The organism is Usitatibacter palustris (assembly GCF_013003985.1).
Lineage (GTDB): Bacteria > Pseudomonadota > Gammaproteobacteria > Burkholderiales > Usitatibacteraceae > Usitatibacter > Usitatibacter palustris.
This window is the reverse complement of the sequence record NZ_CP053073.1, coordinates 2,063,923-2,084,762: the sequence shown is the minus strand read 5'-3', so window position 1 is coordinate 2,084,762 and position 20,840 is coordinate 2,063,923. Positions and strand designations below refer to the sequence as shown.

Genomic DNA, 20,840 nt, shown 5'->3' with positions numbered 1-20,840 from the left:
TTATTGACTTAAGTGATCGGGAAGCCTACCATGCGGCGCCATGGCTGACGATTGGATCATCGACCCCACCATGCTGAGCACCAAACCCAAGGTGCTGAGCGGACGGCTGACGCCTGCCGACCTGGATGGGGTGCTCGACCTGGTTGCGGGCCCCGAGGGCGAGTTCGACTACACCGTTTCGGCCTACCTGGATAAGCAGCAACGCAAGGTAGTGTCGTGTATAATCAAGGGCTTCGCTCCGCTTACGTGCCAATCCACGCTCGAGGTTTTCCGGTTCGACGTGGCGATCGAAGACCGGCTGGTGCTGGTGGATGATGAATCCAGCCTGCCGCCGATCGAGATGGAGAGCGAAGACGAGGATTTCGTGGTGGTGGACGGTCCGATCGACGTCCGCGACCTGGTCGAAGACGCGGTGATCCTGGCCCTGCCGATGGTGCCGCGAAAGCCCGGGCTCGAAGACGTCCCCGCCAAGGCGGAGGACGTGCCGAAAAAGGAATCGCCGTTCGCGGTGCTGCGCGCCGTGAAGAAGCCGGATCAACGCTGAACACAGGAGAAGAACCATGGCTGTCCAACAGAACAAGAAGTCGCCGTCGAAGCGCGGCATGCACCGGGCCCACGATTTCCTCGTGAACCCGCCGCTCGCCGTCGAGCCCACCACGGGCGAGACGCACCTCCGGCACCACGTGTCGCCCTCGGGCCACTACCGCGGCAAGAAGGTCATCAAGACCAAGGACTGAGCGCCGGACATCATTGCACCCGTTGCAATGAGGACCGTCATCGCCGTCGATGCGATGGGCGGGGATCACGGCCCCGCGGTCACGATCCCCGCGAGCGTCGACTTCCTCGCGGAGCACCCTGAAGCCGAGCTGCTGCTCGTCGGCCTGCCCGACGTGCTGGCGAAAGAGCTCGCGCGCCACAACCCCGGCCCACGCCTCACGGTCGTGCCTGCGTCGCAGCAGGTCGGCATGGACGAAGACGTGCGCAGTGCCATCCGCACGAAGAAGGATTCCTCGATGCGCGTGGCGATCGACCTCGTGAAGTCGGGTCGCGCGCAGGCCTGCGTGAGCGCGGGCAACACCGGTGCGCTGATGGGCACCGCCAAATTCGTCCTCAAGACACTGCCCGGCATCGACCGGCCCGCCATCTGCGCGGTGCTGCCGACCCGCAAGGGCCAGGTGTATGCGCTCGACCTCGGCGCGAATGCCGATTGCACTTCGGAGCACCTCCTGCAGTTCGCGATTATGGGTGCGTGCCTCGTCGAGGCCGTCGAAGGCAAGGCGCGGCCCACGGTCGGCCTGCTCAACATCGGCTCGGAAGAGATCAAGGGCAACGAAGTCGTGAAGGCCGCCGGCGAGTTGCTGCGCAAGAGCCCCCTCAATTTCTACGGCAACATCGAAGGCAACGACATCTACAAGGGCACGACCGACGTCGTGGTCTGCGATGGCTTCGTCGGCAACGTCGCGTTGAAGACGTCCGAGGGCCTCGCGAAGATGCTGGGCGACTTCCTCAAGGAGGAATACACGCGCTCGATCTTCACGCGCCTGGCCGCCGCGGTGTCCTATGTCGTCATCAAGCGTTTCCGCCGCCGCGTGGATCACCGCTACTACAACGGCGCGGCGCTGCTCGGATTGCGCGGCATCGTCGTGAAGAGCCACGGCTCGGCCGATCGCCTGGCTTTCCGTACGGCGCTTACCCGCGCCGCCTCCGAGGTGAGCCACGGCGTCATCGAGCGCATCGGCGTGGAGATTGCGCGCCTCAACGAGCTCGGGCTCCTGTCGGCGCCTGCGCCGGCGCCGGCCACGGGCGGGGAAGAGGCTGCGGCGTGACTTTTTCGCGGATCACGGGCACCGGCGGTCATCTTCCGGAGAAGGTCCTGACCAATCGCGATCTCGAGTCGATCGTCGAGACCAGCGACCAATGGATCGTCGAGCGCACGGGCATTCGCCAGCGGCACATCGCGGCCGAGGATGAATCGACCAGCGATCTCGCGCTGCACGCGTGCCGGCGCGCGCTCGAAATGGCCGGCCGCAGCGCCGCCGATGTCGACCTCATCATCGTCGCGACTTCCACGCCTGACATGGTGTTCCCGTCGAGTGCCTGCCTGCTGCAGGCGAAGCTCGGCGTCACGCGGGGCGCCGCATTCGACGTGCAGGCCGTTTGCTCGGGCTTTACCTACGCGCTCGCCACGGCCGATCTCTTCATTCGTTCCGGCGCGCATCGCTGCGCGCTCGTCGTCGGTGCCGAGGTCTTCTCGCGCATCCTCGACTGGAAGGACCGCGGCACCTGCGTGCTCTTCGGCGATGGCGCGGGCGCCGTGTTGCTCGAGGCCTCCGACAAGCAGGGCATCATCGCCTCCGAATTGCATGCCGATGGCCGCCACGCCGCCATCCTCAATACGCCGGGCACGGTGAACCGTGGTTCGGTGCTGGGGGACCCCACGCTCAAGATGGACGGCACCGCCGTCTTCCGCCTCGCGGTGCGCGTTCTGGAAGAATCCGCGCGGTCGATCCTCGCGGCCAACAAACTCACGCTCGGCGATCTCGACGCCTACATCGCGCACCAGGCCAACGTGCGCATCATTTCGCACGTCGGCAAGAAGCTCGGCCTCGACAATGCGAAATGCATCGTGACCGTCGACCAGCACGCCAACACCTCTGCCGCGTCCATTCCGCTGGCCCTCGACGTCGCCGTTCGCGACGGACGCGTGAAGCCCGGTCATCTCGTCCTGCTGCAGGGCGTGGGCGGCGGCTTCACCTGGGGCTCGGTGCTCCTTCGCTACTGATATCGCCATGACACTCGCCATCGTCTTCCCCGGCCAGGGCTCGCAATCGCTCGGCATGATGAAAGGGTTCGCGGACCTGCCCATCGTCGAGCAGACGTTCCGCGAGGCCTCCTCGATCCTCGGCATCGACCTCTGGGCGATGGCGAACGACGGGCCCGCCGAAGCGCTCAACCAGACCGTGAACACGCAGCCGCTGATGCTGGTGGCGGGCGTGGCGTGCTGGCGCGCGTGGCGGGAGAAGGGCGGCCCGATGCCGACGTATTTCGCCGGCCACAGCCTCGGCGAGTATTCCGCGTTGGTGGCCTCCGAGTCGCTGCGCTTCGAAGACGCCGTTCCGCTCGTTCGCTTCCGCGCCCAATCGATGCAGGAAGCCGTGCCCGAGGGCATTGGCGGCATCGCCGCGATCCTCGGCCTGGAAGAGGGTGCCGTGCGCGAGGTCTGTGCGTCGGCCGCGCAGGGCGAAGTGCTCGAGCCCGCGAATTTGAACGACCCGAAGCAGATCGTGATTGCCGGCCACCGCGCCGCGGTCGAGCGCGGCATGGTGCTCGCCAAGGAGCGCGGCGCGAAGCGCGCCCTGATGCTCCCGATGAGCGCGCCGTCGCATTGCAGCCTGATGAAGCCCGCGGCAGAACGCGTGCGCGAGCGCCTCGCGGGCATCGAGGTCCGTGCGCCCAAGGTGCCGGTCATCCAGAACCGCCACGTGAAAGCGTCATCGGACCCTGCAACCATTCGCGAAGCGCTGGTCGAGCAGATCTACAGTCCTGTGCGCTGGGTGGAAACCGTGCAATGGTTCTCGTCCCAGGGCGTGACTCGCATCGTCGAGTGCGGACCGGGCAAGGTGCTCACGGGATTGTCGAAACGAATTGCCGCGGACGCCGAATGCGTCGCGGTCACGGATACCGCCGCGCTGGTCGCGGCCATCGGACAGGGATGACAAACATGCTCAACGGACAAGTGGCCCTCGTGACCGGTGCCAGTCGCGGCATCGGTGAGGCGATCCTCGCCACGCTCGTGAAGGCCGGTGCCACGGTGATCGGAACCTCGACGTCGGACAAGGGTGCCGAAGGCATCACCGCGGCGATCAAGGCGCTGGGCGGCAAGGGCGCCGGAAAGGTGCTCGACGTCCGCGACAGTGCGCGCTGTGCCGCGCTCGTGGACGAAATCGGCACTGAATTCGGGCCCGTGGGAATCCTGGTGAACAATGCCGGCGTCACGCGCGACAACCTTCTTGCGCGGATGAAGGACGAAGAGTGGGACGAGATCCAGGCTACCAACCTGAAGAGCGCCTTCGTGCTGTCGCGCGCGGTCCTGCGCGGCATGATGAAGGCGCGCAGCGGACGCATCGTCAACGTGACGAGCGTGGTGGGCCACACCGGCAACCCCGGCCAGGCCAACTACGCGGCCGCGAAGGCGGGCCTGGTAGGATTTTCAAAGTCGCTGGCGCGTGAAATCGGCAGCCGCAACATCACGGTCAACTGTGTCGCGCCCGGATTCATTGAAACCGACATGACCCGCGCGCTCGAAGAGGAACAGGTGAAGAAACTCGTCGCCAACGTTCCCCTCGGCCGACTCGGCCGCGTCGATGACGTGGCACAGGCCGTGCTTTTCCTTTCGTCGCCACAAGCAGGCTACATTACGGGCGCCACGCTGCATGTGAACGGCGGGATGCACATGGATTAATGGTAGAATGTCGCGCTTTTTTGCACTCACAGAATCAAGAACCTGGAGGATGTAGATGGACAACCTTGAAGCCCGCGTCAAGAAGATCGTCGCAGAGCAGCTGGGCGTTGCCGAAGCTGACGTGAAGAACGAATCCTCGTTCGTGGAAGACCTGGGCGCCGACTCCCTGGATAACGTGGAGCTGGTCATGCGCCTCGAGGAAGTTTTCGATTGCGAGATTCCCGACGAGGAAGCCGAGAAGATCACGAACGTCCAGCAGGCTATCGACTACGTCAAGAACCACGTCAAGCAGTAACCCCCCGGGGGCATGGGCCCCCATACCCGCAGTGAGCCAATGAGCAAGCGCAGAGTCGTCGTTACCGGCCTCGGCGTGGTTTCGCCCGTGGGCATCGGCATTGCCACCGCGTGGCCGAACCTGCTGGCCGGCAAGAGCGGCGTGGGCCCCATCACGCGTTTCGACGCGTCGTTGTTGCCCACGCGCATTGCCGCCGAGGTGAAGGATTTCAATTCGTCGGACTGGATGCCTCCGAAGGAGACACGCCGTTCCGACCTCTTCATCCATTTCGGGCTCGCGGGCACCAAGCTCGCGCTCGAGGATGCGGGATTCACGATCACGCCCGAAAATGCTGAACGCGTCGGCGTGAACGTCGGCTCGGGCATCGGGGGACTCCCGATGATCGAGGACAACATCCGCGAGATGATCGCCAAGGGGCCGCGGCGCATCTCTCCGTTCTTCGTGCCCGGGTCGATCATCAACATGGTCGCCGGCATGATCTCCATCCAGTTCGGCGCCAAGGGCCCGAACGTGTCGATGGTGTCGGCGTGCACGACGAGCTCGCATGCGATCGGCGAAGCCGGCCGCATGATCGAGTACGGCGATGCGGACGTCATGATCGCCGGCGGAGCCGAAGCCTGCGTGAACATGTCCGGCGTCGGCGGTTTCTGCTCGTGCAAGGCGCTCTCGGAGCGCAACGACGACCCCACGACCGCCTCGCGTCCGTTCGACAAGGACCGCGATGGCTTCGTGCTCGGCGAAGGCGCGGGGATCATGATCCTCGAGGAATACGAATACGCGAAGAAGCGCGGCGCGCGCATCTATTGCGAGCTCGCCGGCATGGGCATGAGCGCGGATGCGAACCACATCACCGCGCCCAACATGGATGGCCCGAGGCGCGCGATGCTCGCCGCACTGCGCAACGCCGGGCTGAATCCCGACGAGGTGCAGTACGTGAACGCGCACGGCACCTCCACGCCGCTGGGCGATTCGAACGAGACCGCGGCACTGAAGGCCGCGTTCGGGGACCACGCCTACAAGTTCGCGGTGAACTCCACCAAGTCGATGCACGGCCACCTCCTGGGTGCGGCCGGCGGGCTGGAGGCGGTCATCACGGCGCTCGCGGTGCACCACCAGAAGTCGCCGCCCACGATCAACATCGTCACGCCGGATCCGGCCTGCGACCTCGACTACGTGCCCAACACGGCCCGCGACATGAAGATCGACGTCGCGCTCTCCAATTCCTTCGGCTTCGGCGGCACGAACGGCACGCTCGCGTTCCGGCGCCTGTCCTGACCTCGCGACGCTGCGCATGACGGCCGCCGTCCTCGTCAACGGCTCGCCGGATCCGGTGGTGTCGATCCACGATCGCGGCCTCGCCTTTGGCGACGGCGTGTTTCGCACGCTGCTCGTGCGGGCCGGCCGTCCGCTCAACTGGGAACGCCAGTACCGCCGCCTCGTCCACGATTGCGTGGCACTTGCGCTCACGCCGCCGGGCGAACATGCCCTGCTGGGCGAGATCGCGGCCGTCGCGCCCCAGGAAGCCGTGGTGAAGATCACCGTGACGCGCGGTGCCGGCCCCCGGGGCTATGCCATCGCGGGTGGCGAGACACCGACGCGTGTCGTCGCCGCCCATCCCTTGCCCGACTATCCCGAAGCGCTCGCGCGAGAGGGCGTCCACGTGCGCTGGTGCGAGCTGGTGCTGGGCGAGCAGCCGCGTCTGGCCGGCGTGAAGAGCCTCAACCGCCTCGAGAGCGTGTTCGCGCGCAGCGAGTGGGACGATCCGGGAATTCGCGAAGGCTTGCTTTGCGATGCAGCCGGATGCGTAATCGGCGGGACCATGAGCAATGTCTTCATCGTCCTCGCGGGAGCGCTGGCCACCCCGGAGCTTTCGCGCTGCGGCGTGGCGGGCGCGCAGCGCGAGCGAATCATCGATCTGGCCCGTGATGCGGGCGTGAGCTGCGAGGTGCGCGACATCGGCGTCGAAGAGCTCGGGCGCGCCGACGAGGTATTCCTCACCAACAGTCTCATGGGCCTCTGGCCGGTGAGCAAGCTCGATGATCGCGAGTGGACCCGGTTTCCCGTTGCCGATCGCTTCCGCGAGCGGATAGCCGATGACGATTCGCGAGCGGCTTAGCGCGTTCGCGCTTCTCCTGCTCGCGGCAGCAGTCGCCACGGGCGCGTGGATGGTCGCGTTCACCAACATGTCGCTCGACCTGCCGCGCACGCCGTTCGAGTTCACCGTGAAGTCGGGATCGAGCCTGCGCACCGTCGCGCGCACGCTTTCCGACGAGGGCCTGCTTCCCGAGGCCCAGACGTTCTGGATCCTCGGGCGCGTGCTGGGCAAGGACGCCTCCATCCAGGCGGGCACGTACAAGCTCGATCGACCCGTGACGCCGATGGAATTGCTCGAGAAGCTCGCCCGTGGCGACGTCTCCTCGGTCGACATCGCGTTCGTGGAAGGCACCACGTTCCGCCAGTGGGTCGCGCAACTGAAAAAGCATCCCAAGCTCAAGCAGACGCTCGCCGGCAAATCGCTCGCCGAGATTGCCGCGGCCGCAGGTCTTGCCGAGGGATCGCCCGAGGGCTGGTTCTTCCCGGACACGTACAAGTTCGCGCCGGGAAGCAGCGACGTGGAGATCCTGAAGCGCGCGCATGCCGCGATGAAGAAGCGCCTCGCCGATGCGTGGGATGCGCGCCATACGGACCTGCCGCTCGCCACACCCTATGAGGCGCTGATCCTCGCCTCGATCGTCGAAAAGGAAACCGGTGCAGCCGTCGAGCGCACGCTGGTGGCCTCGGTCTTCGTCAACCGCCTTCGCAAGCCCATGCGCCTGCAGACGGACCCGACCGTGATCTACGGCATGGGCGAAGCGTTCGACGGCAACATCCGCAAGAAGGACCTCACCGCGGATACGCCCTGGAATACGTACACGCGCGACGGACTGCCGCCCACGCCGATCGCCATGCCGGGCGCGGCCTCGCTGCGCGCGGCGACGCAACCCGAAAGCACGGAGTTCCTCTACTTCGTGGGCAAGGGCGACGGCACCCACCAGTTCTCGCGCACGCTCGAGGAACACAATCGCGCGGTTGTAAGATACCAACTGAAGCGATAGAGGCTCATGCGCGGAAAATTCATCACGGTGGAGGGCATCGACGGGGCGGGGAAGTCTTCCCACCTCGCGCAACTCGGCCTGATGGTGCGCAAGGGCGGCTTCGAGGAAGTCGTGACGCGCGAGCCGGGCGGAACGCCGCTGGGCGAGAAGCTGCGCGAGATCGTGCTCGACGTGGCGATGGATCCGCGCACCGAAGCGCTCATGATGTTCGCGGCGCGGCGCGAGCACGTCGTGCGCGTCATCGAACCCGCACTCGCTGCCGGCCGCTGGGTGATTTCCGATCGTTTCAGCGATGCGAGCTATGCCTACCAATGTGGTGGACGGGGCTTGCCGAAGGAAGTCTTCGCGGCGCTCGAAACCGTCGTGCATCCCGGCCTGCAGCCCGATGCCACCTTTCTCTTCGATCTCGACCCGGCCGTGGCCGCGCAGCGCAGCCTCGCGCGCAATGGCGCGCCTGACAAATTCGAGCGCGAGCAAGCGGCCTTCGTGCAGCGCGTGCGCGAGGCGTACCTGGAACGGGCGCGCGCGTCGTCGGGGCGCATTCACGTGATCGATGCTGCCGGCACGCTCGAGGAAGTGCGCGAGCGCGTGGTTGTCGCGTTCTCGCGGGCCTTCGCATGACGCCGCTGCCCTGGCATCGCGAATCGCTGCAGCGGCTCCTCGCCGATCGCGCAAGGATCCCGCACGCGCTCCTCGTCCACGGACGCAAGGGCATCGGCAAGGCGGAATTCGCGCGTGCTGCCGCCGCCGCAGTGCTGTGCGAGACGCCGCGCGAAGGCATGGCCTGCATGACCTGTTCCTCGTGCCACTGGCTCTCGCAGGGCAACCACCCCGACTACCGCGAAGTGGTGCCCGAGGTGATGCTCGAGGACGAGCCCGAGAGCGCGGAGAAGGAAGACGCGAAGGACGCGAAGAAGAGCCTGGTGATCAAGGTCGACCAGATCCGCGCCAACGCCGACTTCATTTCGCTGTCGACCCACCGTGCCGGGTTTCGCGTGTTGCTCATCCATCCGGCCGAGACGATGCAGCCCTCGGCCGCCAACGCGCTCCTGAAGACCCTTGAGGAGCCGCCGCCGTCCACGCTGATCATCCTCGTGAGCGACCAGCCCGCCCGCGTGCTTGCGACGATTCGCAGCCGTTGCCGCGCCTATGCACTCGCGCCGCCGCCGCGCGCTGAAGCGCTGGCGTGGCTCAAGGCGCAGGACGTCTCGGATCCCGAAGTCGCGCTCGCGTGCGCCGCGGGTGCTCCGTTGCTCGCGCGTGACCTCGCCCAGCCCGAGGAGGTGGAGCTGCGCCGCCGCGTGATCGGCGAGCTTGCGCGGCCGAGCGGGGCGGACGCCCTGGGCTTCTCGGAGCGCATCGATCGGCCCGCGCTCGATCGCACGGTGTTCTGGATGCAAACCTGGGTGCACGACCTCGTTTGCCTGCGCGCGACCGGCGAGCTTCGCCACCACGTCGACTTCCTGCCCGCCGCGAAAGCGAAGGCGAAGTCGGCGAGCATCGAAGCGCTTTTCGACCTCGATCGCGAATTGCAGTCCGCCCGGCGCCTTGCCGCGCACCCCCTGAATCCACGCCTTATGGCCGAGCACCTGTTGATGTCTTACAATCGAGCCACTTCAGGAAACCGGCCATGAATGACACGGTTAGCGAAAGCGTCGTCGCGCGACCTGGGGTCTTCTCCCTGGTGATTCGCTCGAAGGCCGCGCTCTACGCGGCCTGGATCCCATTGCTTCGCGGCGGCGGCATCTTCCTGCCGAGCAATCGCGAGCATCGCCTGGGCGAGGAAGTGATCGTCCTCCTGTCGCTATTGGACGACCCCGCGAAGATTTCCCTGCAAGGGCACGTCGCGTGGATCAACCCCGCGCACACCGCCGGCAACCGCCCCCAGGGCATCGGCATCCAGCTCGTCGACAGCGAGCAGTGCCGCGACTTCCGCAAGAAGGTGGAAGGCCTCCTCGCTGGCGCGCTGCAGTCCTCACGTCCTACACACACGATCTAGGTTCAGGACGAAACTCCCGCCGACTTCGCGTTGCCTAACGGCGACAGGACGGAGGTGGAACCGTGTTTCTTGCTGCTGGCGTGGGTCAGGTGCTCGAGCGACTGGGAGGCCAGGGCGGCCTGCCGCTGCGGGTCGTGCTCTGGGATGGACGGGAGTTTCCCCTTTCGGATGAGCCGCTCGCCACGGTCCGCGTCAAGCGACCGCAGGCCCTGACGGCCCTCAGCCACCCGACGCTGCTTTCGCTCGCGGAAGCCTACGTTAATGGCGATCTCGACCTCGAAGGCGACCTGGACGCCGCCATCCGCGCCGCGGAGTCGCTTGCGAGAGACGAGGGCGGCCCGCTCTTCGTGCGCGACGGTGCTGCGCCCCGCTCGCATACGCGCGAAGAGGACAGCGCGGCCATCCGCCACCACTATGACGTTGCCAACGGCTTCTACGCGCTGTGGCTCGATCCGCGCATGGTCTATTCGTGCGCCTACTTCCGCACGGAAAGCGATTCCCTCGAGCAGGCGCAGCTCAACAAGCTCGACCATATCTGCCGCAAGCTGAGGCTCGATGCCGACGAGCAGTTCCTCGACATCGGCTGCGGCTGGGGTGCCCTGATCCTCCACGCGGCCAAGAAGTACGGCGCCCGCGCAACCGGCATCACGCTCTCCGAGCAGCAGTTCGAATGGACGCAGCGGCGGATCCGCGAGGAAGGGCTGCAGCACCGCTGCCGCGTGCTGCTCGAGGACTACCGCGACCACCAGTCGCCCGCGCCCTACGACAAGATCGCCAGCGTCGGGATGTTCGAGCACGTCGGCATCGCGAACCTGCCCACCTATTTCGCGACCGTGCGGCGCCTGCTCCGCGAGCGCGGCCTCTTCATGAACCACGGCATCACCTCGTCGAGCTCGGATGGCGTCGCCGTGGGCATGGGCGCAGGGGAGTTCATCGACCGCTACGTGTTCCCCCAGGGCGAGATACCGCACCTGCACCGCGTGGTGCGCGACATGAGCGACCAGGATTTCGAGGTGCACGATGTCGAGTGCCTGCGCCCGCATTACGCCAAGACACTCCGGCACTGGAGCGCCAACTTCGAGCGGCGACTTTCGCAGGCCGTCATGGCCTCGAGCGAGAAGACGGCGCGCGTCTGGCGCCTGTACCTCGCCGGATGTGCCCACGCGTTCGACCAGCGCTGGACCTCGATCCACCAGATCCTCGCCTCGCGGCAGGTCAATCCGGGCCGGACCGAGCTTCCGCTCACGCGCGAGTGGATATATCGCTAGGGAGTGTGCGTCGGGACGGTAAAATGTCCCCCATGCTGGTCGATTCCCACTGCCACCTGGATTTCCCCGAGCTGAAGGCCGATCTCGACGGCGTGCTTTCACGCATGCGCTCGAACGGCGTTTCGCACGCGCTCACCATCAGCACGACGCTCCAGACGTTTCCCGCGGTGCTCGCGGTCGCGAGGTCGAAGGAAAACCTCTGGTGCTCGGCGGGCGTGCACCCGGATGAACTGCGCGACGGCCGCGAGGCAACTACCGCGGAGCTCGTCGCACTGGCCGATGACCCGAAGGTCGTCGCGATCGGCGAGACCGGGCTCGACTATTTCCGAGTCGAAGGCGACACCGAATGGCAGCGCGAACGCTTTCGCGCACACATTCGCGCCGCGCGCGAGACCGGAAAGCCTCTTGTCGTGCACACGCGCGAGTCGGCCGCGGACACCGTTGCCATCCTTCGCGAGGAACGGGCCGCCGAGGTGGGCGGCGTGATGCACTGCTTCACGGAGAGCTGGGAGGTTGCGCAGGCGGCGATCGACTTGGGATTCCTCATCTCCTTCTCCGGAATCGTCACGTTCAAGAACGCCGCGGCCCTCAAGGAAGTGGCGAAGCTTGTCCCGCTCGCGAACATGCTGGTCGAGACGGACTCCCCGTATCTCGCGCCCGTGCCGTTTCGCGGCAAGACGAACGAGCCGGGATTCGTGAAGCACGTCGCCGAGGAGATCGCGCGGCTCAAGGGAGTCTCGTTCGAGGAAGTGGCGCAGCGCACGACCGCCAATTTCTTCTCACTCTTTCGCCACGCCGCGGCCTGAGCGCGACCGGTGGCCGGCGCGCTTCTCCTCTACTGCCGTCCGGGCTTCGAGCGCGAATGCGCCCAGGAGATCACGTCGGCGGCCTCGATCATGGGAGCGGAGGGCTTCGTGAAGGCGAAGCCCGAGAGCGGCTACGCCGTGTTCACGGCCCACCAGGAGCAGATGGGCCGCGACTTGGGCAAGCACATCGACTTCGCGGCGCTCGTGTTCGCGCGCCAGGCGATTCGCAACGCGGAGCTGATCGGCGATCTGGCGACGGGTGATCGCGTCGCCCCCATCCTCGCGGCGGCCCTGCGGCAGGGGCGGCGTTTCCGCGAGCTCGTCCTGGAGATGCCCGACACCAACGATGGCAAGGCGCTCTCGTCGCTCACCAAGCCGCTCGCGCCGCATCTGGGCAAGGCATTGGCGAAGGCCGGAGTGGTCGTGGACGATCCCGAGGCCGAGGACCGGCTTCACGTGTTCTTCATCGGCAGCACCGCGTGCTATGTCGGTGTTGCGGCCTGCGACAACAGCTCGCCCTGGCCGCAGGGAATTCCGCGGCTGCGCATGCCGCGCGGCGCACCGTCGCGCTCGACGCTGAAGCTCGCCGAGGCGATCCATGTATTCCTCGGCGAAACGGAAGCGAAGAAGGCCTTCGTGCCCGGCATGACGGCCATCGACCTGGGCGCATCACCCGGCGGCTGGAGCTGGCAGCTCGCGAGCCGCGGGCTCACGGTCATTGCCGTGGACAACGGCCCGATCGACGAGGCCGTGCTCGCCACGGGCCAGGTGAAGCACCGGCGCACCGACGGCTTTCGCTATCGACCCGAGGAGCCGGTGGACTGGATGGTCTGCGACATGGTCGAGCAGCCCTCGCGCGTCGCGACACTCGCGGCGCAGTGGATCGCCGAGGGCTGGTGCCGCGCGAGCATCTTCAACCTGAAGCTGCCGATGAAGCGCCGTTGGGAAGAGGTGGAGCGCGCGCAGTCGATCGTCGCCGAAGCGCTGGGCACGCAGCCGCATGAATTGCGCATGAAGCAGCTCTATCACGACCGCGAAGAGGTCACGGCCCACCTTGCCGTCGCGCGCCGAAGCCGGTAAACAGGAACCATGAGCCCAGCCCGCATCGTCATCAGCGAATCCATGGACACGCCGGCCGTCGAGCGGCTGCGCGCGCGCTTCGACGTCGACTATCGTCCCGCCCTTGTCGATGACGCCGCGGCGCTCGCCAATGCCGTCGCCGACGTCGATGCGTGGATCGTCCGCAACCGCACGCAGGTCTCGGGCGCGACGCTCGCTGCGGCTCGCAGGCTTCGTGTCGTGGGTCGCCTCGGGGTCGGTCTCGACAACATCGATGTCGAGGCGTGCGAGGCGCGCGCCATCACGGTGATTCCCGCCACCGGCGCCAATGCGGAGTCGGTCGCCGAGTACGTGATCGCCACCGCCATGATGATGCTGCGCGGTGCGGCCTATCGCTCCACCGCCGCCGTGGCCGCCGGCCGCTGGCCGCGGCAGATGCTTGCGCAGGGCCGCGAGCTGAGTGGAAAGGTCCTGGGCCTCGTGGGATTCGGCGGCATCGGCCAGATCACGGCGCGCAAGGCGAACGCCCTGGGCATGCGGGTCATCGCGTGCGACAACGCGGTGGATCCGTCCGCGGCGCTCTGGCGTGAGAATGGCACGAAGCCGGTTTCGCTCGACGCCTTGCTCGCCGAGAGCGATGTTGTTTCGCTGCACGTTCCTCTCACGCCGCAGACCCGCGGCCTTCTCAATGCCGGGCGGCTGGAACTGATGAAGCGCGGAGCGATGCTGGTGAACACGGCGCGCGGCGGCATTGTCGACGAGCTCGCGCTCGCGAAGGCGCTGCACGAAGGGCGCCTGGGGGGTGCCGCGATCGATGTCTTCGACGATGAGCCGCTCAAGGCGGGCAACTCGCTCGTCGATGTTCCCAACCTCATCCTCACGCCGCACATCGCCGGCGTCACGCAGGAAGCCAACGAACGCGTGAGTGCCCTGGTGGCCGACCGCGTTGCCGCCGCGCTCGCGCGCTAGCCTCTAGTCGCGGAAGACCTTGATCAGGTTGCTATAGGAGTCCGTCCACAGGCGCATGTCGGGGCGCGGCACCACGGGCTCGGTGCTTTCGACCATCGCGGGCTTCGCGAGCAGCGCCTTGTTGTGCGTGAGCAGGATCCAATCACTCGTCGTCCCGCCATCCTTGTCGCGCTGGTCGATGAACGCGTACTCGATGCCATGCTTCTCGGCGATGGCGAGCAGCACCGGCTTGAGATCCAGGAAGCGGTTCGACACGTGATAGGCGATCACCCCGTCGGGCTTCATGTGGCGCAGGAACGCGCCCACGGCCTCGTAGGTGATGAGGTGCACCGGGATCGAGTCGCCCGAGAAGGCGTCCACTGCGAGCACGTCGAAATTCTGCGGCGCCTCGCGTTCGAGCTGCAGGCGCGCATCCCCCAGCACGACCTCTACCTTCGCCGGCGTGTCCGAGAGGTAAGTGAAGTAGGTCCGCGCGATGCGCTCGACGGCCGGGTTGATGTCGTAGAAACGGTAGACGTCGTCGGCATCGCCATAGGCGGCGAGCGTGCCCGTTCCCAGGCCGATGACGCCGACCTTGATGGGCTTGCCCTCGAGCGCGAGGATCGCCTTGCCCACGCCCGAGTCGGGCTTGTAGTAGGTCGTCGCGGCACGCTTGTACTTGTCCGCGAGCCACTGTTCGCCGTGGAGAATCGCGCCGTGCACGAGTGAGCGGTATTTCGTCTCCGGGTCGTCGTCGCGCGCCAGCGTTTCCTTCACGCGCATCACGCCGTAGTAGTTGCGCTCGATGTGGATCGTGTCCTGCATGAAGTGGTGCACGCGGTAGACGAGCGCGCCCATCGTGAAGATGGCGGCGGCCGCGAACATCCCGATGATCGGGTACGGGCGCGTGAGGTTGAGCGCGAGCGCGATGTGCGCGACCACGACCAGCGTGATCTCCAGCTCGAGGTAGCCGGGCAGCGTCACGGGCGCGACGATGCCCACGAGCACGCCGCCGACGACGCCGCCGAGCGACACGATGAGGTAGAACAGCGTGAGATGGCGCGGACCCGGGCGGCGCATCGCGAGCTCGCCATGGCAGAACATGCAGATGAAGAAGAGCCCCGCGGTGAACACACCGATCTGCCACAGCAGCTCGAACTGCAGGCTCTTGTCGGCGAGGAACCAGCCCATGACGCAGACGATCCACACCAGGAATCCCAGGTAGACGTCGCGCTTGTACCAGACCCGTCCCTCGAAGCACAGGATGAACGTGAGGAGGTAGATCGCGAGCGGCACGACCCACAGCAGCGGGATCGACGAGACGTTCTGCGTGAGGTGGTTCGAGACCGCGAGCAGCGTGACCGACCCGACGGCGGAAAGGGTGAGCCACAGCGCGATCTGCTTCGCGCCCGGGCGCACTTCTTCGGCAGTGGCGGCAACCTGGCCGCCTTCCACCGTGAGCGGCGGCAGCGTGCGGCTGCGCCACGCGAGCACCCCGCAGACGACGACGAAGGCCGCATAGCCGACGGACCAGTACGTGGATTGGCCGGGAAGCTCGAAGGCCGGTTCGAAGAGCAGCGGGTAGCCGAGCAGCGCCAGCATCGACGCGAAGTTCGAGAGCGCGAACAGGCGATAGGGGCTCGCACCCGGATGTCCTCGCGCGAACCACGCCTGCAACAGCGGGCTGGTCGAGGAGAGCAGGAAGTAGGGCAACCCGATCGTCGTGAACAGGAGCATCAGGATGCGCACGACGGGGTTGTCCTCGCCGCCGGGCTTCCACGCCACGTCCGGGACGATCGGCAGGAACACGAGGCTCGCCACGAGCAGGACGATGTGCAGCTGGTTCTGCCGGGGCGACTTGATTCGCGTGGTGATCCAGTGCGCATAGGAATAGCCCAGCAGCAGCACCAGCTGGAAGAACACCATGCAGGTGGTCCAGACGACGGCGGTCCCGCCATACCACGGCAGGATCTGCTTCGCGAGGATCGGCTGGACCAGGAAGAGCAGGAAAGCGCTCAGGAAAATCGTCGCGGCGTACAGCGGCATGCAGTCGGTTTCGCTGGGAAAAAGGCGGCGGGAAGGCCGGCGGAATATTAGCAGGTCGCCGCTATACTTCGAGTCCTTCTGCGCTTTCCGCCATGCTCGCCTGGATTGTCCGTCTCCAGCTTCTCGTTGAAGTGATCCTGTACGCAGCCGTGGGCCATTGGCTCGTGGCGGCCCGCGGATGGAGCTGGCTGGGTGTGGCTGTCGCGGCCGCGAGCTTCGCGCTCTTGATCCGCCTTGCCATCGTCTGCCTCACGACGACGATCGGCTGGTTCACGCGCACGCCGCGCGACCACGACGACGAGCTCGATCTCGCGGGAACCGTGCGCTACGTGCTCGGCGAATGGCTCGCGATGCTGGCCGACAATTTCCTCTACCTGCCGTTCGAGGGTTTCGCACTGCGGCCCGACCCGCATCCGCCGGGCGAGGGCGTGCCCGTGCTGCTCGTCCACGGCTATTTCTCGAACCGCGGCATCCATCGCGCCATCGTCCATGCATTGGAGGCCGAGGGTGCGAGTCCCATCCTCACCTTCAACTTCCACAAGCCGTTCGCGCCCATCGAGGCTCTCGCCGAGCAGCTCGAGGAAGAAGTGCGCAAAGCCCTGGAGAGCACCGGGGCGCCGCGGCTCGTGCTCGTCTGCCACAGCATGGGCGGGCTGATCGCGCGGGCCTGGATGGCGCGTCACGGCTGCGAGCGCGTGGGCAAGCTCATCACCATCGCGAGCCCGCATCACGGCACCGCGCTCGCGCATTTCGGCATCGGCGCCAACGCCCGGCAGATGCGGCGCGCGAGTACGTTCCTGGAGTCCCTCAGGCACCGTGAAGGCGAGGGCGGGCCCGGCGTGGTCGCGACCTCGATCTACTCGGTGCACGACAATCTGGTCACGCCCCAGGAGACGAGCCGGCTGCCCTGGGCGAAGAACATCGCGGTCACGGGCCTGGGCCACGTGGACATCCTGCTCTCGGCGCGCGTGCACCGGGTGCTGCTCGAGGAGCTGCGCGAGGCGGGCGTCAGCGCGCGCTAGAGAAGCGCCAGCACTTCCTCGGCGTGGTTCGCGACGTTGGGCTTGTCGATCACGTGCGCGATGCGGCCCTTCTCGTCGATCACGAACGTCACGCGGTCGGCCATGCCCGCGGCACTCTTCAGCTTGGCCATGAGCCCGGCGCCGCCGATCGTTCCATAGGCGCGGCCCACGGCCCCGTCGGTGTCGGCGAGCAGCGGGAAGTTCAGCTTGTACTTGCGCGTGAATTTCTCGTGGGAAGCCTCGTCCTGCGTGGACACGCCCAGCACCGCCGCGCCCTTGGCGGCGAGCTCCTGGTTGTGGTCCCGAAGCGAGCACGCCTGCTTGGTGCAGCCGGGCGTGTCGTCCATCGGGTAGAAGTACATCACCAGCTTCTTGCCGCGGTAGTCCTGGAGCGACACGGGCGTGCCGTCGGTGGTCTTCGCGGAGAAGTCGGGCGCCGCGTCGCCGGGCTTGAGTGTCGTGGCCATTTGCGTGAATTCGCTCGTAGAAAAGATTCTCTCGAAAATTTACCAGTGAATGCCCTGGGTGATCTGCGCGAAGGCCATCTGCTCGGGCGTGAGCTCGACCTCCTTGTGTTCGCCGTCCTTCTTCTTTCCCTGCGCTGCGCCCGAATCCGGGAACATCCGGAAGGCGGTGTTGAGGATGATCTGGGTGGCCTTCGGCGCGACGGCGTGCAGGATCTCGCCGAAGATCCCCAGGCGCGTGGCGATCCGCACCGGGCGGTAGACGATGGCCTCGACCACGAGGTCGGCCGCCTGTTCCGGCGTGAGCGTCGGCACGTGGTTGTAGAGCTTGGTCGGGGCAATCATCGGCGTCTTCACGAGGGGCATGTTGATCGTCGTGAAGTGCACGTTGTTGTCGATGAACTCGCTCGCGGCGCAGTCGGAGAACGCATCGAGCGCGGCCTTGGAGGCGACGTAGGCCGAGAAGCGCGGCGCCCGCGTGAGCACGCCGATCGAGGAGATGTTGATGATGTGGCCGCCGTTCTGCGCGACCATCGAGGGCATGAAGCCCATGATCAGGCGCAGGCTCCCGAAGTAGTTGAGCTGCATCGTGCGCTCGAAGTCGTGGAAGCGGTCGTAGCTCGAGGCGATCCCGCGGCGAATCGAACGGCCCGCGTTGTTCACGAGGAAGTCGCAGCGACCGAACTTCTTCAGGACCTGGACCACGAGCTTGTCGCAATCGTCGAGGCTCGAGAGGTCGCAGGAAACGAACGTGGCGTCACCGCCCGCGGCCTTGATGCGCTCCATGACGGGCGCGGCTTTTTCCGGGTCGCGCGCGACGAGCACCATCTTCGCGCCCGCTTCCGCAAGCTTGTACGCCGTGGCCTCGCCGATGCCCGAGGTGCCGCCCGTCACGACCACGACCTTGCCGCGCACCTTGCCGTCGAGCGAGCGGTCGATGAAGAGGTCGGGATCGAGATGGCGTTCCCAGTAGTCCCAGAGGCGCCAGGCGTAATCCTCGAGGCGCGGCACCTCGATGCCCGTGCCCTTGAGCGCCTTCTGCGTCTCGCGGCTGTCGAAGCGAGTCGGGTAGTTCACGAACGTGAACATGTCCTTCGGGATGCCCAGGTCCGAGAGCACCTGCTTCTGGATGCGCCGCACCGGGGCGAGCGACATCACCGAATCCACGACGAAGGAGGGGATGAAGCTGAACATCTTCGCGTTCAGGCGCATCGTCATCTGCGGCGCGTGCGCGGCCTTCGCGAACATGTTGAGGATCTCGCCGATGCGCCACGGTTCCGGATCGGTGAGGTGGAAGCATTCGCCGTCGAGTCCCTTCTTGTGCGCGATGTGGTCGAGCGCGTCGACGACGAAATCCACGGGGACGATGTTGATGCGCCCGCCCTCGATGCCCACGGTCGGCATCCACGGGGGCAGGGCATTCCTCATCTTCTGGATCAGCTTGAAGAAGTAGTACGGCCCGTCGATCTTGTCGATCTCGCCGGTCTTCGAGTGGCCCACGACGATCGCGGGGCGATAGACGCGCCAGGGGCGGCTGCACTCCTTGCGCACGACGCCCTCGGAGTCGTGCTTGGTGCGGAAGTAGGGATGGTCGAGCTCCTCGGCCTCCTCGAACATGTCCTCGCGGAACGTGCCGTCGTAGAGGCCGGCCGCGGCGATCGAGCTCACGTGGTGGAAGCAGCCGGCGGCGACGGCCTCGGCGAACTGCACCGCGTGGCGCGTGCCGTCGATGTTGGACTTCTCCTGGCTCTCCGCATCGGCGGCGAGGTCGTAGATCGCGGCGAGGTGGAAGACGTGCTTCACCTTGCCCTTGAGCTTCGAGAGGTCCGCGGGAGACACGCCCAGGTTGGGCTTCGATAGATCGCCCACGACGGCGACGATCCGCTTCTCGTCGGCGCCCCAGCGGGCGCGCAGCTCGTCGAGCTTCTTGACCGAGCTCTTGCGCACGAGCACGTGGATCGTGCCTCCTCGCTTGACGAGCTTGTCGATGAGGAAACGGCCGATGAAGCCGGTTCCACCGGTCACGAAATAGGTCATGGATTCTCCTCGGAGGTGACGCCTGTTTTGCGGGAAATCATACACGGCGGCAGGGTGCCCGCCGGAGCTGTCGGGGCGGGGCGACGAATAGGGTGTTTGCTCTAAACGTTCTGCGTAACCTGCTAGTCATCGAAGAACCCATACCCACGACACAAGGACGACATCATGGCCCGCAAGACCCGCACCACCCGCAAAGCCCCGATCAAGACGATGAACGCCACCCAGGCGATCGCGATCGCCAAGTCCTCGGCCCGCAAGGCCATCGACGCCGGCATGGTCGCCGCGACCTCGGTTCGCAAGCTCGCCATCGCGCGCGCCAACAAGGCGAAGAACGCCGCGACCGCCAGCGTCGAAGAGGCGAAGACCCGCACCGTCGACGCCGTGAACCAGCTCGAGAAGATGTTCGAGCAGCGCGTCTCGCGCGCCATCGCCAAGCTGGGCGTGCCCACGGCGAAGGACGTTCGCGCCCTCTCGCGCCAGGTCACGCAGCTCCAGGCGAGCGTGAACACGCTGCGCCGCTCGCGCGCCCGCGCCTCGGCGTAACGCTCCAGCAGTAGCCGCATCATCACGGCCCGGCACCGCCTCCCCGCGGGCGCCGGGCCGTTTCCTTTCCGGGCCTGCGCTACCATGCCGGCGATGGCCCAGAAGCGTTCCAGTTCGAATAGTTCTCGCCCGGTTCGCGGCACCCTCGACGGAAACGCGGTGCGCACGCAGCGCACCCGCAACCGCGTGCTTGCCGAAAGCCTGCGCCTCTTCAACGAGCGCGGTGAAACCCACGTCACCACCGGCGTGATCGCCGAGGCGCTCGACATGAGCCCGGGCAATCTGTACTACCACTTCCGCAACAAGGACCAGATCATCGAGGAGCTTTTCGCGCTCTTCGAGGCGCGGATCGCCGTCGAGCCGCGGGTCTCGGGCGGCGGCGCGGCGGCCATGGAAGACCTGTGGCTCTACCTGCACCTGATGCTCGAAGGCATCTGGGAATTCCGTTTCCTGTACCGCAACCTCGATGACCTGCTCGCGCGCAACCGGCGCTTGCGCGAGCCCTTCAATCGCATCATCGACCGCAAGCAGGAGTCGGTGATCGCCCTGTGCGAGGAGCTCGTCCGGGTGCGCGCCATGCGCGCGCAGCCCGAGGAAATTCGCGCGCTCGCCCGCAACGTCCTCGTCGTCGCGACGTACTGGCTCAACTTCCAGGCGGTGCGCGGCAGGCGGGAGGCGGCCGGCGTGGAGGACCTGGGCCTGGGCGCCTACCAGGTGATGGCACTCGTCGCACCGTACCTGCAGGGCGAGGCGCGCGAGCACCTCGACCACCTCAGCAAGAACTACATCGACTAGA

The 20,840-nt window shown here is 66.5% G+C and carries 23 protein-coding genes; 20 read left to right on the top strand and 3 right to left on the bottom strand.

What is annotated here, in order from left to right; translation table 11 throughout:
- Window positions 1-40: 40 nt before the first annotated feature.
- The 17 genes from DSM104440_RS10295 to DSM104440_RS10215 all read left to right on the top strand — a co-directional run bounded on the left by DSM104440_RS10295 (window position 41) and on the right by DSM104440_RS10215 (window position 13,953).
- The gene (locus DSM104440_RS10295; RefSeq protein WP_171162302.1) at window positions 41-544 is read left to right on the top strand and encodes a YceD family protein; all 504 of its coding nucleotides are present in this window, start codon (window positions 41-43) and stop codon (window positions 542-544) included.
- A gap of 16 nt (window positions 545-560) precedes the next feature.
- Window positions 561-737, top strand: a complete 177-nt coding sequence (rpmF, locus tag DSM104440_RS10290) for a 50S ribosomal protein L32 (protein WP_171162300.1) — start codon at window positions 561-563, stop codon at window positions 735-737.
- Between the two features lie 27 nt (window positions 738-764).
- Window positions 765-1,826, top strand: coding sequence for a phosphate acyltransferase PlsX (plsX, locus tag DSM104440_RS10285; protein WP_171162298.1), 1,062 nt, complete (start codon window positions 765-767; stop codon window positions 1,824-1,826).
- Window positions 1,823-2,782 carry a beta-ketoacyl-ACP synthase III gene (locus DSM104440_RS10280; RefSeq protein ID WP_171162296.1) on the top strand — a complete coding sequence of 320 codons (960 nt, stop codon included), beginning with the start codon at window positions 1,823-1,825 and terminating at the stop codon, window positions 2,780-2,782. Before plsX ends, DSM104440_RS10280 begins: the two co-directional genes overlap by 4 nt.
- A 7-nt stretch (window positions 2,783-2,789) precedes the next feature.
- Window positions 2,790-3,716 (top strand): ACP S-malonyltransferase, encoded by a 927-nt coding sequence (gene fabD, locus DSM104440_RS10275; protein WP_171162293.1) that lies wholly within the window; start codon window positions 2,790-2,792, stop codon window positions 3,714-3,716.
- Window positions 3,717-3,721: 5 nt separating this feature from the next.
- Window positions 3,722-4,462: a 3-oxoacyl-ACP reductase FabG gene (gene fabG, locus DSM104440_RS10270; protein ID WP_425509634.1), complete on the top strand. Its 741-nt coding sequence runs from the start codon at window positions 3,722-3,724 to the stop codon at window positions 4,460-4,462.
- A gap of 55 nt (window positions 4,463-4,517) precedes the next feature.
- Entirely contained in the window at window positions 4,518-4,757 is a 240-nt protein-coding gene (gene acpP, locus DSM104440_RS10265) for an acyl carrier protein (protein ID WP_171162289.1), read from the top strand.
- Between the two features lie 39 nt (window positions 4,758-4,796).
- Window positions 4,797-6,032, top strand: coding sequence for a beta-ketoacyl-ACP synthase II (gene fabF / locus DSM104440_RS10260; protein WP_171162287.1), 1,236 nt, complete (start codon window positions 4,797-4,799; stop codon window positions 6,030-6,032).
- Window positions 6,033-6,048: 16 nt separating this feature from the next.
- Window positions 6,049-6,873 carry an aminodeoxychorismate lyase gene (gene pabC, locus DSM104440_RS10255; RefSeq protein ID WP_171162285.1) on the top strand — a complete coding sequence of 275 codons (825 nt, stop codon included), beginning with the start codon at window positions 6,049-6,051 and terminating at the stop codon, window positions 6,871-6,873.
- The gene (gene mltG / locus DSM104440_RS10250; RefSeq protein WP_171162282.1) at window positions 6,851-7,852 is read left to right on the top strand and encodes an endolytic transglycosylase MltG; all 1,002 of its coding nucleotides are present in this window, start codon (window positions 6,851-6,853) and stop codon (window positions 7,850-7,852) included. The genes pabC and mltG overlap by 23 nt, the downstream gene beginning before the upstream one ends.
- A 6-nt stretch (window positions 7,853-7,858) precedes the next feature.
- Entirely contained in the window at window positions 7,859-8,473 is a 615-nt protein-coding gene (gene tmk / locus DSM104440_RS10245) for a dTMP kinase (RefSeq protein WP_171162280.1), read from the top strand.
- Window positions 8,470-9,486 carry a DNA polymerase III subunit delta' gene (gene holB / locus DSM104440_RS10240; protein ID WP_171162278.1) on the top strand — a complete coding sequence of 339 codons (1,017 nt, stop codon included), beginning with the start codon at window positions 8,470-8,472 and terminating at the stop codon, window positions 9,484-9,486. Before tmk ends, holB begins: the two co-directional genes overlap by 4 nt.
- Entirely contained in the window at window positions 9,483-9,851 is a 369-nt protein-coding gene (locus DSM104440_RS10235) for a PilZ domain-containing protein (protein WP_171162276.1), read from the top strand. The genes holB and DSM104440_RS10235 overlap by 4 nt, the downstream gene beginning before the upstream one ends.
- A 62-nt stretch (window positions 9,852-9,913) precedes the next feature.
- On the top strand, window positions 9,914-11,119 hold the full coding sequence (locus DSM104440_RS10230) for a class I SAM-dependent methyltransferase (protein ID WP_212758023.1): 1,206 nt from the start codon (window positions 9,914-9,916) through the stop codon (window positions 11,117-11,119).
- A gap of 32 nt (window positions 11,120-11,151) precedes the next feature.
- A complete protein-coding gene (locus tag DSM104440_RS10225; RefSeq protein WP_171162275.1) occupies window positions 11,152-11,925 on the top strand; it encodes a TatD family hydrolase in 774 nt (257 codons plus the stop codon).
- Window positions 11,926-11,934: 9 nt separating this feature from the next.
- A complete protein-coding gene (gene rlmM / locus DSM104440_RS10220) occupies window positions 11,935-13,005 on the top strand; it encodes a 23S rRNA (cytidine(2498)-2'-O)-methyltransferase RlmM (protein WP_171162273.1) in 1,071 nt (356 codons plus the stop codon).
- Between the two features lie 9 nt (window positions 13,006-13,014).
- Window positions 13,015-13,953, top strand: a complete 939-nt coding sequence (locus DSM104440_RS10215; RefSeq protein WP_171162271.1) for a hydroxyacid dehydrogenase — start codon at window positions 13,015-13,017, stop codon at window positions 13,951-13,953.
- 3 nt (window positions 13,954-13,956) lie between these two features.
- On the opposite strand, the gene DSM104440_RS10210 is transcribed toward DSM104440_RS10215, so the two are convergent.
- Window positions 13,957-15,978, bottom strand: coding sequence for a spermidine synthase (locus DSM104440_RS10210; protein WP_171162269.1), 2,022 nt, complete (start codon window positions 15,976-15,978; stop codon window positions 13,957-13,959).
- Between the two features lie 92 nt (window positions 15,979-16,070).
- Here DSM104440_RS10210 and DSM104440_RS10205 point away from each other — a divergent pair, with 92 nt between their 5' ends.
- The gene (locus tag DSM104440_RS10205; protein WP_171162267.1) at window positions 16,071-17,000 is read left to right on the top strand and encodes an esterase/lipase family protein; all 930 of its coding nucleotides are present in this window, start codon (window positions 16,071-16,073) and stop codon (window positions 16,998-17,000) included.
- Here DSM104440_RS10205 and DSM104440_RS10200 read toward each other — a convergent pair.
- Window positions 16,997-17,467: a peroxiredoxin gene (locus tag DSM104440_RS10200; protein WP_171162265.1), complete on the bottom strand. Its 471-nt coding sequence runs from the start codon at window positions 17,465-17,467 to the stop codon at window positions 16,997-16,999. The genes DSM104440_RS10205 and DSM104440_RS10200 overlap by 4 nt on opposite strands.
- A gap of 39 nt (window positions 17,468-17,506) precedes the next feature.
- Complete coding sequence (locus DSM104440_RS10195; protein WP_171162263.1) at window positions 17,507-19,501, bottom strand: SDR family oxidoreductase; 1,995 nt, start codon at window positions 19,499-19,501, stop codon at window positions 17,507-17,509.
- A gap of 165 nt (window positions 19,502-19,666) precedes the next feature.
- Between DSM104440_RS10195 and DSM104440_RS10190 the strand changes: the two genes are divergently transcribed.
- Together DSM104440_RS10190 and DSM104440_RS10185 are read left to right on the top strand one after the other, a co-directional pair.
- On the top strand, window positions 19,667-20,044 hold the full coding sequence (locus tag DSM104440_RS10190) for a phasin family protein (protein ID WP_171162261.1): 378 nt from the start codon (window positions 19,667-19,669) through the stop codon (window positions 20,042-20,044).
- 159 nt (window positions 20,045-20,203) lie between these two features.
- Window positions 20,204-20,839 carry a TetR/AcrR family transcriptional regulator gene (locus DSM104440_RS10185; RefSeq protein WP_212758022.1) on the top strand — a complete coding sequence of 212 codons (636 nt, stop codon included), beginning with the start codon at window positions 20,204-20,206 and terminating at the stop codon, window positions 20,837-20,839.
- Window position 20,840 lies beyond the last annotated feature (1 nt).

What these genes read in the sequence shown, in the direction of transcription:
- DSM104440_RS10235 (WP_171162276.1), top strand. Translation starts at nt 9,483, where the DNA reads ATGAATGACACGGTTAGCGAAAGCGTCGTCGCGCGACCTGGGGTCTTC.
- holB (WP_171162278.1), top strand. Translation starts at nt 8,470, where the DNA reads ATGACGCCGCTGCCCTGGCATCGCGAATCGCTGCAGCGGCTCCTCGCC.
- DSM104440_RS10195 (WP_171162263.1), bottom strand. Translation starts at nt 19,501, where the DNA reads ATGACCTATTTCGTGACCGGTGGAACCGGCTTCATCGGCCGTTTCCTC.
- rpmF (WP_171162300.1), top strand. Translation starts at nt 561, where the DNA reads ATGGCTGTCCAACAGAACAAGAAGTCGCCGTCGAAGCGCGGCATGCAC.
- mltG (WP_171162282.1), top strand. Translation starts at nt 6,851, where the DNA reads ATGACGATTCGCGAGCGGCTTAGCGCGTTCGCGCTTCTCCTGCTCGCG.
- fabG (WP_425509634.1), top strand. Translation starts at nt 3,722, where the DNA reads ATGCTCAACGGACAAGTGGCCCTCGTGACCGGTGCCAGTCGCGGCATC.
- plsX (WP_171162298.1), top strand. Translation starts at nt 765, where the DNA reads ATGAGGACCGTCATCGCCGTCGATGCGATGGGCGGGGATCACGGCCCC.
- fabF (WP_171162287.1), top strand. Translation starts at nt 4,797, where the DNA reads ATGAGCAAGCGCAGAGTCGTCGTTACCGGCCTCGGCGTGGTTTCGCCC.
- DSM104440_RS10200 (WP_171162265.1), bottom strand. Translation starts at nt 17,467, where the DNA reads ATGGCCACGACACTCAAGCCCGGCGACGCGGCGCCCGACTTCTCCGCG.
- tmk (WP_171162280.1), top strand. Translation starts at nt 7,859, where the DNA reads ATGCGCGGAAAATTCATCACGGTGGAGGGCATCGACGGGGCGGGGAAG.
- acpP (WP_171162289.1), top strand. Translation starts at nt 4,518, where the DNA reads ATGGACAACCTTGAAGCCCGCGTCAAGAAGATCGTCGCAGAGCAGCTG.
- DSM104440_RS10210 (WP_171162269.1), bottom strand. Translation starts at nt 15,978, where the DNA reads ATGCCGCTGTACGCCGCGACGATTTTCCTGAGCGCTTTCCTGCTCTTC.
- DSM104440_RS10225 (WP_171162275.1), top strand. Translation starts at nt 11,152, where the DNA reads ATGCTGGTCGATTCCCACTGCCACCTGGATTTCCCCGAGCTGAAGGCC.
- DSM104440_RS10205 (WP_171162267.1), top strand. Translation starts at nt 16,071, where the DNA reads ATGCTCGCCTGGATTGTCCGTCTCCAGCTTCTCGTTGAAGTGATCCTG.
- DSM104440_RS10190 (WP_171162261.1), top strand. Translation starts at nt 19,667, where the DNA reads ATGGCCCGCAAGACCCGCACCACCCGCAAAGCCCCGATCAAGACGATG.
- DSM104440_RS10295 (WP_171162302.1), top strand. Translation starts at nt 41, where the DNA reads ATGGCTGACGATTGGATCATCGACCCCACCATGCTGAGCACCAAACCC.
- pabC (WP_171162285.1), top strand. Translation starts at nt 6,049, where the DNA reads ATGACGGCCGCCGTCCTCGTCAACGGCTCGCCGGATCCGGTGGTGTCG.
- DSM104440_RS10215 (WP_171162271.1), top strand. Translation starts at nt 13,015, where the DNA reads ATGAGCCCAGCCCGCATCGTCATCAGCGAATCCATGGACACGCCGGCC.
- fabD (WP_171162293.1), top strand. Translation starts at nt 2,790, where the DNA reads ATGACACTCGCCATCGTCTTCCCCGGCCAGGGCTCGCAATCGCTCGGC.